The sequence below is a fragment of the Ochrobactrum sp. PL_is501 genome, assembly GCF_055816895.1.
Map to the genome: position 1 here is coordinate 46,347 of NZ_JBVPGR010000026.1, position 12,784 is coordinate 59,130.

General features: G+C 57.9%; 12 protein-coding genes. 8 read left to right on the forward strand and 4 right to left on the reverse strand.

What is annotated here, in order from left to right; translation table 11 throughout:
• Positions 1 to 223: 223 nt before the first annotated feature.
• A complete protein-coding gene (locus tag AC0TOF_RS02860) occupies positions 224 to 1,450 on the reverse strand; it encodes a M24 family metallopeptidase (protein WP_473767142.1) in 1,227 nt (408 codons plus the stop codon).
• Between the two features lie 312 nt (positions 1,451 to 1,762).
• Here AC0TOF_RS02860 and AC0TOF_RS02865 point away from each other — a divergent pair, with 312 nt between their 5' ends.
• The 5 genes from AC0TOF_RS02865 (at position 1,763) to AC0TOF_RS02885 (ending at position 6,795) form a co-directional block, all read left to right on the forward strand.
• Complete coding sequence (locus tag AC0TOF_RS02865) at positions 1,763 to 3,286, forward strand: ABC transporter substrate-binding protein (RefSeq protein ID WP_473767143.1); 1,524 nt, start codon at positions 1,763 to 1,765, stop codon at positions 3,284 to 3,286.
• A gap of 137 nt (positions 3,287 to 3,423) precedes the next feature.
• Positions 3,424 to 4,377, forward strand: a complete 954-nt coding sequence (locus AC0TOF_RS02870; protein WP_473767207.1) for an ABC transporter permease — start codon at positions 3,424 to 3,426, stop codon at positions 4,375 to 4,377.
• Entirely contained in the window at positions 4,374 to 5,234 is an 861-nt protein-coding gene (locus AC0TOF_RS02875; protein ID WP_473767144.1) for an ABC transporter permease, read from the forward strand. The genes AC0TOF_RS02870 and AC0TOF_RS02875 overlap by 4 nt, the downstream gene beginning before the upstream one ends.
• Positions 5,231 to 6,040: an ATP-binding cassette domain-containing protein gene (locus AC0TOF_RS02880; RefSeq protein ID WP_473767145.1), complete on the forward strand. Its 810-nt coding sequence runs from the start codon at positions 5,231 to 5,233 to the stop codon at positions 6,038 to 6,040. The genes AC0TOF_RS02875 and AC0TOF_RS02880 overlap by 4 nt, the downstream gene beginning before the upstream one ends.
• Positions 6,037 to 6,795: an ABC transporter ATP-binding protein gene (locus tag AC0TOF_RS02885; RefSeq protein WP_473767146.1), complete on the forward strand. Its 759-nt coding sequence runs from the start codon at positions 6,037 to 6,039 to the stop codon at positions 6,793 to 6,795. The genes AC0TOF_RS02880 and AC0TOF_RS02885 overlap by 4 nt, the downstream gene beginning before the upstream one ends.
• Positions 6,796 to 6,861: 66 nt before the next feature.
• On the opposite strand, the gene AC0TOF_RS02890 is transcribed toward AC0TOF_RS02885, so the two are convergent.
• From AC0TOF_RS02890 to AC0TOF_RS02900, 3 genes are all read right to left on the reverse strand, one after another.
• Positions 6,862 to 7,149 carry a PTS sugar transporter subunit IIB gene (locus AC0TOF_RS02890; protein ID WP_061345673.1) on the reverse strand — a complete coding sequence of 96 codons (288 nt, stop codon included), beginning with the start codon at positions 7,147 to 7,149 and terminating at the stop codon, positions 6,862 to 6,864.
• Positions 7,150 to 7,183: 34 nt separating this feature from the next.
• The gene (locus tag AC0TOF_RS02895; RefSeq protein WP_473767147.1) at positions 7,184 to 7,645 is read right to left on the reverse strand and encodes a PTS sugar transporter subunit IIA; all 462 of its coding nucleotides are present in this window, start codon (positions 7,643 to 7,645) and stop codon (positions 7,184 to 7,186) included.
• A gap of 77 nt (positions 7,646 to 7,722) precedes the next feature.
• A complete protein-coding gene (locus tag AC0TOF_RS02900; RefSeq protein WP_473767148.1) occupies positions 7,723 to 9,132 on the reverse strand; it encodes a PTS galactitol transporter subunit IIC in 1,410 nt (469 codons plus the stop codon).
• A 281-nt stretch (positions 9,133 to 9,413) separates the two neighbouring features.
• Between AC0TOF_RS02900 and AC0TOF_RS02905 the strand changes: the two genes are divergently transcribed.
• Genes AC0TOF_RS02905 through AC0TOF_RS02915 form a run of 3 tightly spaced genes read left to right on the forward strand, consistent with a single transcriptional unit; the run spans position 9,414 to position 12,783 of the window.
• Positions 9,414 to 10,733 carry an NAD(P)H-dependent oxidoreductase gene (locus tag AC0TOF_RS02905; protein WP_122002146.1) on the forward strand — a complete coding sequence of 440 codons (1,320 nt, stop codon included), beginning with the start codon at positions 9,414 to 9,416 and terminating at the stop codon, positions 10,731 to 10,733.
• An 11-nt stretch (positions 10,734 to 10,744) separates the two neighbouring features.
• Positions 10,745 to 11,782: a thiamine pyrophosphate-dependent dehydrogenase E1 component subunit alpha gene (locus tag AC0TOF_RS02910; RefSeq protein ID WP_473767149.1), complete on the forward strand. Its 1,038-nt coding sequence runs from the start codon at positions 10,745 to 10,747 to the stop codon at positions 11,780 to 11,782.
• Positions 11,783 to 11,784: 2 nt separating this feature from the next.
• Positions 11,785 to 12,783: an alpha-ketoacid dehydrogenase subunit beta gene (locus AC0TOF_RS02915; RefSeq protein ID WP_473767150.1), complete on the forward strand. Its 999-nt coding sequence runs from the start codon at positions 11,785 to 11,787 to the stop codon at positions 12,781 to 12,783.
• Position 12,784: the final 1 nt, after the last annotated feature.

Below are 12,784 nucleotides of genomic sequence, written 5' to 3' on the forward strand. Positions count from 1 at the left end.
GGGCATGCGCATTAGCAACTGACATGTTCCTCCACCTGATCCACACGTTCAGCCTTTGCGTGTGTGAAAGCCAAACAATGAAAATCGAAAACAAAAGGAAAGTCAAATGAAGATAATTGTTGCCTTTATAATGAAGCTATTTGTTGCTCGCATGAAGTGAGGCCAACCACGGCCTCGCTTCGCGCGCAAAGAGCGCCCAAAGCAGGCCGCATACCCGTTTTGGTCAGCCTATCGAGACCAGATCGCGCGAAAGAGCGTTCATCGTTTCCGCCCCGTCTGCGGTGATGAGGAATTGTTCCTCGATCATCAGCGCCCCCAAACCGTTTGCATAGAACGGGGCTTCAACAGCCAGCACCATGTTCGGTTCCAAGACCATGTTGTTGCCGTGCGAGATGAAAGGCCATTCCTCGATCCCGAGCGCGGAGCCGACCGAGTGCCCGAAATGCCCGCGATAATATTCGCTAAAACCACGACGCCGCATGGTGGAAAGCATTGTTTCGTGGACCTGTCCGAATGTATTGCCGGGCTTCAGCAAGGCGATGCCGGCATGGAAGGTTTCGAAAAGCGCGTCGTAAATCTGCGTGGCAAGGGGCGCAGGCTCGCCGTGGACAAAGGTGCGGGCGCCATCTGAAGAATAGCCGTTTACCAGCGTGCCGATATCGGCCTTGATGAGACCGCCTTCCGCCAGTGGTGCCGCCGGGTTCTGGAGGTTCGGCCCGACCGAAATATAGGCCCAGTGACCGGACAGGCTTTGGCCCTTCGCCTTGGCGGCACTGGTTGCGCCGGTGAGCCAGGCGTCGGAAAGTTCCGCCGCCGTGGCACCGGAACGCGCTTTCGCCACCATTTCCTGCAAACCGCTTTCCGCATAATGGGCGGCATTGCGCAGAAACTCGATCTCGCGGGCGCTCTTTATCAGGCGCAACTGCTTGACGATGCCGGAAGCATCGCGCCAACGAACCGAAGGCAGGGCTGCTTTCAGGTGTTCAAAATCGGCGGCGGGTACGAATTCCAGGTCGATCCCGATGCTCGCCCGAGCAAGGCCCCGTTCGGCAATCATGTCGGCAAGCAGTTGAAAGGCTGCTGTCTGGTCGAAGGTTTCCGGGCGCGGTCCGATATTGCCGCTCTCGCGATAAGCCAGGTTGATGTCTTCTATCGTGCGGGCACCGTGAACCGTAACGGCATCGATCCAGATTCTGTGCGAGCGGAGGTCGATTTCATCCGCCGTGGCGCCAGCCGCTGCCAGCGCCTGATCGCTGGCAATCGCGCCAAGTTGCGCCGATGCGTCTGCCGGAACAAGCGCTATGGCCGATCCGGCGCGCCCCCACATTGTCGCCACGCCTGCCGCAATCCCCGTGGCATAGCGAAAATTTTCAGGCTGAAAAAGCACCAGTGCATCCAGTCCTTCCGCGGTAAGCAGTTCCTGAACGCGGTGCCTATCCATATAGCTCATGGCTGATCTCTCAAGGTTGGTGCTTTGTCGGTGTGGCTTATATCGGATGGTCCGAGCTGGCGTCCGGATGATTTATCCAATCGATTGACTCTTTATAGAATAAATTTCTAATAATTCTCACTATCTCATCGTGTCGCCGCTTACCGATGCTCTCTCCGTCGCGGTATAACCGTCGTCAAGGCATGTTTCTCGAAAGCGGTACCGGTTTCGAAATAAGACAGGCGAAAAAACAAATAGATAGAGCATTCCCGATAGAACGGGAAATGCTCTGACGGAGAGCCCGCAAGGGCACTTTCCACGCAGGAGAATAATATGGGCGGCTTCAACATTCGTAATCGCAAACCCGGATTGGCTTACTGGGGGCTGAGCGCGGCATTGGCCGTGGCGCTTGGCGCCGGATCGTTCAGCCAGGCGCTGGCGCAGGAAAGCGACCCAGACGCGACAATCAATATTGGTTCGCTCTATGAGCCGCAGAACCTCGATAATACCGCAGGCGCCGGGCAGGGCATCAACGAAGCCTTCAACGGCAATGTCTATGAAGCGCTGTTTCGGCTGGCCGATGACGGAAAGGTCGAGCCGGTGCTGTCGAAGGATTACAAAGTCAGCGACGACGGGCTGACCTATACGTTCAAGCTACAGCCGGGCGTAACGTTTCACTCGGGCGCGCCGCTGACTTCCAGGGATGTGAAGTTTTCCATCGAGCGCGTTGCCGCGCCGGAATCGAAAAGCTCCCGCAAAAGCAGCCTCAAATCCATCTCGGCTATCGAGACTCCTGACGACGAGACGGTTGTTGTCAAGCTGTCGTCGCGCTCTATCTCCCTGCCATATAATCTGAGCTATGTGTGGGTGGTGAACGACGAAGCGAAGGATTTGCAGTCGAAGGAAGACGGAACCGGCCCTTACGAGCTGGAAGACTGGCGTCGCGGTTCGTCGCTGTCGATGAAGCGCTTCGATAAATATTGGGGCGCCAAGCCGAAAAACGGCGAGGTGGTATTCCAGTATTTCACCGACGCCAGCGCGCTCAACAATGCGTTGCTGACTGGGTCCGTCGATATTGTCACGTCGGTTCAAAGCCCGGATTCGCTGGCCCAGTTCAAGGATAATCCTGATTTCACCCTCAGCGAAGGACAGTCCACCACCAAGCTGCTGTTGGCCTATAATGACCGCGTTGCACCCTTCGACAATGTGAAAGTGCGCAAGGCGCTTGCCCGTGCTATCGACGATCAAAAGCTTTTGAAGGCTGTATGGGGCGATTACGGCACGCTGATCGGTTCCTTCGTGCCGCCGACCGATCCGTGGTATGTCGATCTTACAAAGGTCGACGCCTATGATCCTGAAAGCGCCAAGGAACTGTTGAAGGAAGCCGGTTATCCGGATGGCTTCACCTTCACCATCGATACGCCGAACTACGATCCGCACCCGATTGCCGCGCAGTTCATCCAGAGCGAGCTGGCCAAGATCGGCGTGACGGTCAAGATCAACGTCATTACCGCCAATGAGTGGTACACGAAGGTCTACAAGGCGCATGATTTCCAGGCAACCTTGCAGGAACATGTGAACCATCGCGACATCGTGTTCTACGGCAATCCTGATTTTTACTGGGGCTATAACAATCCGAAGGTTGTCGATCTCGTCAAGGAAGCGGAAGCGAGCGCGACTACGGACGAACAGACGGCGAAACTGACCGAGGCCAACAAGATCATCGCCGAGGATGCGGCCAGCAACTGGTTCTATCTCTATCCGCAGATCGTCGTTTCAAGGAAATCGGTCAGCGGTTATCCGGTCAACGGCCTGAATTCGCAATTCTTCGCCTATGACATCGTGAAGGCGGAGTAATAACCGTCTGTCGATATCGAGAACATGAACTCGACAGCGCGCGCCGCCTGAATTAGTTTCCGGCGGCGTTGTCGCATTTGCATGAGGGTCCGAGCGCTGCCCCTCACATCGGAGAGGTAAACGCTATTTTCGCCTATATCATACGCCGCTCGGCCATACTGGTCCTGTCGGTTCTCATCGCATCGATCGTGCTGTTTCTGCTGCTGCGCCTGTTGCCGGGCGATCCTGCCAATGCGCTTGTTTCCGTCGGCGCGGATGCAGCGCAGATCGAAGCCGCACGCAAGCAGGTCGGGTCGGACCTGCCGCTCTATGAACAGTTCCTGCGCTTTATCGGCAGTCTTTTGCGCTTCGATCTCGGTAATTCCTTTGTGAGCGGAGCGCCGGTTCTAGGCGAAATCGGCAAGCGGCTGATCGTGACCGTGCCGTTGACGCTGATGGCATTTCTCGTTGCTATCCTCATCGCGGTGCCACTCGGTATTCTGTCGGTCGTGCGCCAGAACCGCTGGTATGGATCGCTCATATCTGTCGTTTCCCAGTTGGGCATCGCCGTGCCGGTTTTCTGGATCGGCATTCTGCTGGTCTGGGTTTTTGCCGTTAAGTTGAGGCTGTTTCCCTCTGGCGGCTTTCCATCACGCGGTTGGCAGACAGCGCCTGCCGCGTTCCAGTCGCTTGTATTGCCTGTCGCGACCATTGCCATCGTCATGTCGGCGTCTTTGATCCGTTATGTTCGTTCCGCCACGCAGGATGTGCTTGGCAGCGATTATCTTCGCACCGCGCGTGCGCTTGGCGCGACATTCTCGCAGGCGCTTGTCCGTCACGGTATCCGCAACGGCGCGGTGCCCGTGATCTCCATTCTGGGGATCGAGCTTGCATCGACATTGCTGGGTGCGGTTGTGGTCGAGCGCGTATTCTCGCTCCCTGGCCTCGGTTCGATGCTCCTGCTCGGCATTGAGCAGCGCGACTATCCCAACGTTCAGGGTGTCCTGTTTGTCTCCACGCTTCTGGTGCTGCTGGTCGGCTTTGCCGCCGACTTGCTGCAACGGTTGATTGACCCACGCCTGCGCCAGCGATCTGCCGGAGAGCGAGCATGACGGAGCCTGTGGAAATGGGAATTTCAAATCCCAAGCCAGCCTGGCGACTGCCATGGCCGCTGGTCGCGGGAGGGTTGCTGCTCGGAGTGCATCTGGTTGTCGCGCTACTCACGCTGGTGTGGACGCCTTACGGTGTCGGCGAAATGGTGGGCGGGCGGCTGGAAGCGCCTTCATGGCTGCATTGGGCCGGTACGGATCGTCTGGGACGCGATCTGATGACCCAGATCATGGTCGGTTCGCGCATTGCGCTTGTCGTCGGCTGCGGGGCGGTCGCGATCAGTGCGGTGATTGGCGTGACGCTGGGTGTCCTTGCCGCGTTTGCGACACAGACGCTCGATGACGTTCTGGCTGCGACGCTCGATATTCTGATTGCCTTCCCCACGTTGTTGCTGGCTATGCTGATCGTCGCTTCAAGCGATGGCGCCAGTCTTACGACAGCGATAGTGGCCATCGGTATTGCCGGTTCGGCCATTGTGGCGCGTCTGACCCGCATTCTTGCCAAGCGGGTTCTGGCGATGGAATATATCACGGCTTCGCGCATTTCCGGCACGTCGTGGCTCGGATTGGTTCGCATCCATGTGCTGCCGAATATCTGGCCGACATTGATCGTGAATTTCGCGCTCCAGTTCGGGCTGGCGGTCATTGCCGAAGCATCGCTTTCCTATCTCGGTCTCGGCACACCGCCGCCCAACTCATCCTGGGGGCGGCTTCTTCAGGAAGCGCAGGCGTCGGTTTATACGGCACCCTTTGGCGCCATAGCGCCCGGTCTGGCGCTCGTGTCGCTGGTGATTGGGCTCAATCTGTTCGCAGACGGCCTGAGGGACGTGGCTGACCCGACGCGAAGGAGGCGACGTTGAGCGCTTTGCTGCAAGTAGAGAACCTTCATATCGAAACCGGCGGCAAGCCGCTGGTCTCGGGCGTCTCGCTGTCGGTCGGGCAGGGGGAACGGGTCGGCCTGATCGGCGAGTCCGGTTCAGGCAAGTCGTTGACGGCCCTTGCCATCATGGGACTGCTGCCGGACGGGATGCGCGCAAGCGGATCGGTCATGCTCGATGACCGTCAGGTCATCGGCGCGCGCGACCGTGATCTGGTTCCGTTACGCGGCCAGAGCGTCGCGACGGTGTTTCAGGAGCCGATGACGGCGCTCGATCCCCTGATGCGGATCGGCAAGCAGGTCGGTCTGGTCGTCCACCGGCGCGCCGCAAGAGACGGCCGCAGGCTGGGAAAGAGTGAATTGAACGCACAGGTCCATGCACTTCTGGAACGCGTGTCCCTGCCGGACCCGGAACGTATAGCCCGATCCTGGCCGCATGAAATATCGGGCGGGCAGCGCCAGCGTGCGGCTATCGCCATGGCTCTCGCCTGCCGCCCCCGGCTTCTGATTGCGGATGAACCGACGACGGCGCTCGATGTCACCACGCAGGCCGAAATTTTGAAACTGCTGGAGCAACTGGTGCGCGACGAAGGGATGGGGCTTCTGTTCATCAGCCACGATTTGCCGGTGGTCGCTACGGTCACCCAACGCGCGCTGGTTCTGCGGCACGGCCAACTTATAGAAGAAGGGCCGGTCACAAGGCTCTTCACCGACCCGCAGCAACCCTATACGCAGGGGCTCGTGGCTGCGGCGTGGGCATTCGATGCTGCGTTGGAGGTTGCGCGATGACATTGATGGACCTTTCGCGTGTTTCATTCGCCTATCCCGGGGGCAAGACGGTCCTGCATGAGGTGGATCTGAAGCTTGAGACCGGAAGCAATCTCGGCATTGTCGGTGAGTCCGGTTCGGGCAAGACGACCGTGTTGAAATTGCTGCTCGGATTGCAGCGCGCCTCTTCAGGAAATGTCTCGTTTCGCGGCAACCCGCTGGATATTCGCAATCGCAGTTTCATGCGCGATTTCCGCCGTTCGGTGCAGGCGGTGTTTCAGGACCCCTATTCATCGCTCGACCCGCGTCAGCGCGTATTCGACATTATCGCAGAACCGCTGCGGTCCCTGAAAATCCAGACCGATATTGCACAGGCCGTTGCGCAGGCGCTTGCTTCCGTCGATCTGCCTGCGGATGCGGCTCGCCGTTATCCGCACGAGTTTTCCGGCGGCCAGCGCCAGCGCATCGCCATTGCCAGGGCGATCGTCTCGAAGCCCGATCTCATCATCGCCGATGAGGTGGTGAGTGCACTCGACCTGACGACGCGCGCCCGCATCATCGAACTCATGCGCTCACTTTCAGAACGGACCACTTTCGTGGTGGTGTCGCACGACATTGCGCTGGTCGCGCTGCTATGTGAACGGCTGATCGTTCTGGAACAGGGCCGGATCGTGGAACAGGGCAATACGCGGGATATTCTTTCCGACCCGCAACATAGCTATACGAGGAAGCTTCTGACGAGTTTGCCGAGGATGCCCGAGCAGGCTTCTTCTTGAGCTGAAACCGAGAAGGAGCGGCCATAGCCGCTCCTTCCTTGCTGCAACCCGCAGACCGTCAAGATATTACTTGCGCAGTTCAGCCTCGATCTGGTCGAGAACCTGATCCTTGCCGATGCCGGTGAGGAAGGGCAATCCCTTGATGACAGGCTTGGTCACCGAAGCCGAAATAGGCGTGGTGGAAACAATGAAATCCACGTTGTCGGCCAGTGAAGCGACTTCCGTTGCCTTCGCCTGCTGGGCATTGAAGGTAAGCCCGCGCTTTTTCATTTCTTCGGTAACGGTCGCGTTCACTGCCGTGGATGTCGCCACACCCGTGCCGCAAGCGAAGAGGATTGTTTTTATTCTGGCCATGGGTTCCTCCAGGTTCATTTATTGAGAGCGCGTTTCATTGCAACGCGGATTGGACGTCTTCCAGCGTGCGCGCCGCTTTCAGTCTGGCGAGTGCGTCAGCATCCTGTATGGTCGCCATAATCTGCTGCAGGGTTTCAATCTGTTTGTCCTTGTCATTGATGGCAAGCAGAAAGACTAATCCAACGGGAACAGCTTCTTCAGGGTCTTCCATATTGGCAAATTCAATTGGTGATCTCAGTGTCGCCAAAGCAATTCCGGCCTTGAGGACATGCTCGGGGTCGGTGTGAGGCACGGCGACATTCTCGTCGCGCTCAAGCGGCAGTCCCGTTGGCATCGACAGTTCACGGCTGACAACGGCGTCGGCATAGCTCGCCTTTACATAGCCGAGCTTTTCCAGTTTGCCCGCGAGTATGCGGATAATTTCTTCATTGGTTTTTGCTTCGCTCTGAAGCTCGATTGCTTGCGGGTCGAGAAACTCAATCAGGCCGGCTGCCATTCCATTCTCCGTTTAAAGAAGGCCGCACGCCGATTGCGACGTGCGACTTTGATTTCTTGCGCCGATCATTGCTGCCATCAGGCAGCAAATTCGTTCGCCGGTTCGTCCTCGGCGCCTGCGGCGCGTTCCCATGCCAGCGTGTTGCGACGATAGAGCATGAAAAGTGCTGCAATAACAACGGCAATCACCGCGATACCGACAGCACCAAGCCACTGGATGGCTGAGATGATGACATATGGCACCCACAGGAAACCATCGACCACAGACGTAATTTGCAGGGCGTTTTCAGGCAGCTTGAAGCCCGACGAAACGGCAGCGCTGGTAAACAATGGTGCAAGCGCATTGGCTACATAGAAGCCGATGGCCAGCGTAATCGTTCCGACGACGACCATGCGGAACACGTTTCCTTTCAGGAGCGGTGCCGTCATCGCGACAATGAAGGGAATAACGGCAAGGTCTGCGAACAGGATCACGCGGTTGCCCGGCAGGATAACCGACAGGATGATCGCAATCGGCACGAGAATGAGCGAGGACGAAATCGCCGCCGGATGCCCGATGAGAATCGCCGAGTCGAGGCCGACGAGAAGTTCACGGTCGCCGGTGCGCTTGCGCACGAATTCCTGCGCGGCATCCGACACGGGCAACAGGCCTTCCATCAGGATTTTGACCATGCGCGGCAGAAGCAGCATGACCGCTGCAAGCGTCATGCCGGTGCCGAGAACCTTGGCGAGAACGGTGCCGAAATCGCCCGCATTGTAAAATGCTATGAGCCCGAGCACCAAACCGATGATCAGGCCAAGCACGACCGGTTCGCCGAACACGCCGAAGCGGCGTTCGATGGTTTCGGTGCTGATATTGATTTTGTTGATGCCGGGAATGCGGTCCATGATCCAGTTGAGGATGATCGCAATCGGCAGAATCTGCGCGGAAGCCAGATGCGGCACGGAAACGCCCGGTACGCCATAAAATTGCTGAACGGCGCGCGCGGACCAGTCTGCAAACAACAGGGATAGAGCGGCAACGAGTGCTGCAATGATGATGCCGTAGGCGAGGTTGTCCGTTGCAGCGACGACCAGTGAGCCGACAAAGGCAAAGTGCCAGAAATTCCAGACGTCCACATTCAGCGTGCGCGTCCAGCGCAGCAGCAGAAGCGCGATGTTGACGAGAATGCCGACCGGAATGACCCACAAGCCCACCGACGATCCAAAAGCGATCGCCGCAGCCGAGGGCCAGCCGACATCGACAATATCACGCTTGATGCCGGTATTGGTGACGATTGCCTGCGCCACTTCACCGATGGAGGTGAACATGAGGCCCAGAACCAGATTGATGCCGATGAAAGCCACACCGATGGTCACGGCTGCGCGGAAGGCTTTGCCCACTTTCGCGCCGAGTATGACGGCAATGATGAAAATGACGATGGGCAGCAGAACCGTTGCCCCAAGTGTGTCGATAGCCGACTTTAGCCCGCTCAGAAATGCGTCCATTTATTTCTCCTCCCCCCGGAGCACTTTCCCAAAGTGCGCCGAGCTATCAGAACGCCATTATTAGCTCGCACGTATCGACGTTTCAAAGTGTGAAAGAGGCGAAACGGCAGAACATTTGTATTCTATATCAAACCAAAGTTGAATAACAATATGGCATCTGGATGTGAGCGCCTGCGACAATCAAATGAACACACGTATTGACTTAGAAACAAATGTTCATTAATCGATAGGGTGCCAGAGGAGACTGCGAGAATTTTTGCAGGGAGGTTCAGGAGGAAGCGATGGCAACCAATGTGGCGTTGACAGGTTTGGCGCGTGACATGCAGGCGCGCGCGGATAGCGGGCGGCCGATCCGTATCGGACTGATTGGTTCCGGCGAAATGGGCACCGATATCGTCACGCGCGTTGCGCATATGCCGGGCATCGAGGTTGGCGCCATCTCAGAACTGCGCATTCCCAATGCCCTGAAAGCCGTCGATATTGCATTCCGGGAAGAAGGCCACGGCCGCGAGGTTTCTACCGCTTCCGATCTGACCGCCGCCATGGAAGCGCACAAGATCGCCGTAACCGACAATGCCGATCTGATCCTCGAAAACGATCTTATCGACGTCGTGATCGATGCAACCGGTGTTCCGGCTGTCGGCGCCGAAATCGGCCTGCGCGCGATGGAGCATGGCAAGCATCTCGTCATGATGAATGTCGAAGCGGACGTGACGATCGGCGCTTACCTGAAAGCCGAAGCCGAACGTCTCGGCGTCACCTATTCGCTTGGGGCTGGCGATGAGCCGTCATCCTGCATGGAACTGATCGAGTTCGTGACCGCCATGGGTCATCCGATTGTGGCGGCGGGCAAGGGCAAGAATAATCCGCTCAACATCGATGCTGTTCCCGACCAATATATGGAAGAAGCCACGCGCCGTAACATGAATGTGCGCATGTTGGTGGAATTCGTCGATGGTTCGAAAACCATGGTCGAAATGGCCGCCATCGCCAACGCTACGGGTCTTGTCCCGGACAAGGCTGGCATGCATGGCCCCGCCGCAACGCTCGACCAGCTCAACAAGACACTGATCCCTGAAAAGGACGGCGGCGTGCTGTCGAAGGTCGGCGTGGTGGATTATTCCATCGGCAAGGGCGTTGCTCCGGGCGTGTTTGTCGTGGCCGACATGTCGCATCCACGCATTTCTGAGCGCATGGAAGACTTGAAAATGGGCAAGGGTCCATATTTCACATTCCATCGCCCCTATCACCTGACGTCCCTTGAAGTGCCGCTGACCTGCGCCCGCGTGGTGCTCTACGGCAAGCCGGACATGGTGCCGCTTTCAAAGCCGGTCGCGGAAGTGGCCGCGGTTGCAAAGAAGGACATGCAGCCGGGCGAAAAGCTCGATGCCATTGGCGAATATTGCTACCGCGCATGGATCATGACGTCCGGCGAAGCGCGTAGCGCGCATGCGATCCCCTGCGGACTTCTGCAAGGCGGCAGCGTGACCAGGCCGATCAAGAAGGGCGAGCTCATTACCTACGATAATGCGGCTGTGGCTCCCGGTTCCAGGATTGCGGAGCTGCGCGCGCGTCAAGACAAGCTCGTTTACGGGGCGTAAGGACAAACACCATGGTTCAAGCCAAAAAAGTTGAGCCGCAGGATACGGGCGACCGCCACAACCTGCCTTATGCCTTCCGCATCTATTCGCCGGATCAGCTGAAAGAAGCGCTGCACAAGATGTATCTCATCAGGCGCTTTGAAGAGGGGGCGGAGGAAAGCTACACGCGTGGCCTCATTCACGGAACGATGCATCTTTCCATCGGACAGGAAGCAAGCGCGATGGGCTCCTGTCTGCCGCTTAACGACGACGACATGATCACATCCACCCATCGCGGTCACGGCCACTGCATCGCCAAGGGCGCGGACGTGAAGCGTATGTTTGCCGAGTTTTTCGGCAAGGAAACCGGCTATTGCAAGGGGCGTGGCGGCTCCATGCATATCGCCGATGTTTCCAAGGGAAACCTTGGCGCGAACGGTATTGTCGGCGGCGGTATTCCGATTGCGGTCGGCGCTGCGCTTTCTGCCAAGAAACAGAAAAACGGCAAGGTCGTCGTGTCGTTCTTCGGGGATGGCGCGAACAATGAGGGTGCTTTCCACGAAGCCCTCAATATGGCCTCGGTCTGGAAGCTCCCGGTCGTTTTCGTGTGCGAAAACAACGGCTACGGCATGTCCACCTCCACCAAGCGCTCGACAGCGGTTGCCAATGTTGCCGACCGTGCATCGGCCTATAATATGCCGGGCGTGATCGTCGACGGCAATAATCTGTCGGAAGTGGCGGAGGCTGTCAGCGAGGCCACCGAACGCGCACGGCGCGGCGACGGACCAACGCTGATTGAAAACAAGACCTACCGCATCCGGGGGCATTCCAAGAGCGACCGCAACCGTTATCGCACCAAGGAAGAAATCGAGCATTGGCAGAATGATCGCGATCCGATCGCGCATTTTGAGGCTGATCTGAAAGCCTATGGCTTCATCGACGACGCCGAGATCGAGGCAATCCGCGCGGAGGTCGAGAAGGAAATCGCCGAGGCGATTGAATTCGCCAGGAACAGCCCTGCGCCCGACCTGACCAACCTGACCCGCGACGTTTACACGGACGATATTTGAACATGGACGCGACAATTCGTGAGTTGAGCTATTCGCAAGCTATCCAGGAAGCCATGGCGATTGCCATGGAGCGCGACGACCGCGTGTTTCTGATGGGCGAAGATATTGGCGTCTATGGCGGCGCGTTTCAGGTGACCGGTGATCTTGTCCATCGTTTCGGTGAAGACCGGGTCATGGATACACCGATTTCGGAACTGGGCGGCGCCGGCGTGGCTGTCGGCGCAGCGCTGACCGGCATGCGGCCGATTTTCGAGTTCCAGTTTTCCGACTTTGCTGCCCTCGGTATGGAGCAGATCGTCAATCAGGCGGCAAAAATCCGCTACATGCTTGGCGGCGCTGTGTCCGTGCCGCTGGTCATGCGTTTTCCGGCTGGCTCTGGAACGGGTGCCGCAGCGCAGCATAGCCAGAGCCTGGAAGCGTGGCTCGGGCATGTGCCGGGCCTGAAGGTCCTCCAGCCTTCTACGCCACATGATGCCAAGGGCATGTTGCTCGCTGCCGTTGAAGACCCGGACCCCGTAATGATCTTTGAGCACAAGCTGCTTTACAAGATGAAAGGTCCGGTTCCCGAAGGTTTCTACACCGTTCCCATCGGCAAGGCTGAAGTGGTTCGCGAAGGCCGCGACCTGACCATCGTCGCAACCGCGATCATGGTGCACAAGGCGCTTGATGCCGCTGCCGAACTGGCCCGGAATGGGATCGATGTTGAAGTGATCGACCTGCGCACGGTGCGCCCGATCGATCGCGAAACCATTGTCAAAAGCGTCAAGAAGACGTCGAGGCTGCTCTGTGTTTATGAAGCGGTCAAGACGCTTGGCATTGGTGCCGAAATTTCCGCTATCGTCGCGGAAAGCGAGGCTTTCGATTATCTCGATGCGCCCATCGTGCGTCTTGGCGGCGCCGAAACACCAATTCCATATAATCCCGACCTCGAACGCGCGACCGTTCCACAGGTGCCCGACATCCTGAAAAGTGCTCGCGATCTGGTTAAGGGAGTGCGCTGAC

Excerpts from the sequence above, each read along its gene's own strand:
- AC0TOF_RS02860 (WP_473767142.1), bottom strand. The coding sequence starts at position 1,450 with ATGAGCTATATGGATAGGCACCGCGTTCAGGAACTGCTTACCGCGGAA.
- AC0TOF_RS02865 (WP_473767143.1), top strand. The coding sequence starts at position 1,763 with ATGGGCGGCTTCAACATTCGTAATCGCAAACCCGGATTGGCTTACTGG.
- AC0TOF_RS02875 (WP_473767144.1), top strand. The coding sequence starts at position 4,374 with ATGACGGAGCCTGTGGAAATGGGAATTTCAAATCCCAAGCCAGCCTGG.
- AC0TOF_RS02885 (WP_473767146.1), top strand. The coding sequence starts at position 6,037 with ATGACATTGATGGACCTTTCGCGTGTTTCATTCGCCTATCCCGGGGGC.
- AC0TOF_RS02890 (WP_061345673.1), bottom strand. The coding sequence starts at position 7,149 with ATGGCCAGAATAAAAACAATCCTCTTCGCTTGCGGCACGGGTGTGGCG.
- AC0TOF_RS02895 (WP_473767147.1), bottom strand. The coding sequence starts at position 7,645 with ATGGCAGCCGGCCTGATTGAGTTTCTCGACCCGCAAGCAATCGAGCTT.
- AC0TOF_RS02900 (WP_473767148.1), bottom strand. The coding sequence starts at position 9,132 with ATGGACGCATTTCTGAGCGGGCTAAAGTCGGCTATCGACACACTTGGG.
- AC0TOF_RS02905 (WP_122002146.1), top strand. The coding sequence starts at position 9,414 with ATGGCAACCAATGTGGCGTTGACAGGTTTGGCGCGTGACATGCAGGCG.
- AC0TOF_RS02910 (WP_473767149.1), top strand. The coding sequence starts at position 10,745 with ATGGTTCAAGCCAAAAAAGTTGAGCCGCAGGATACGGGCGACCGCCAC.
- AC0TOF_RS02915 (WP_473767150.1), top strand. The coding sequence starts at position 11,785 with ATGGACGCGACAATTCGTGAGTTGAGCTATTCGCAAGCTATCCAGGAA.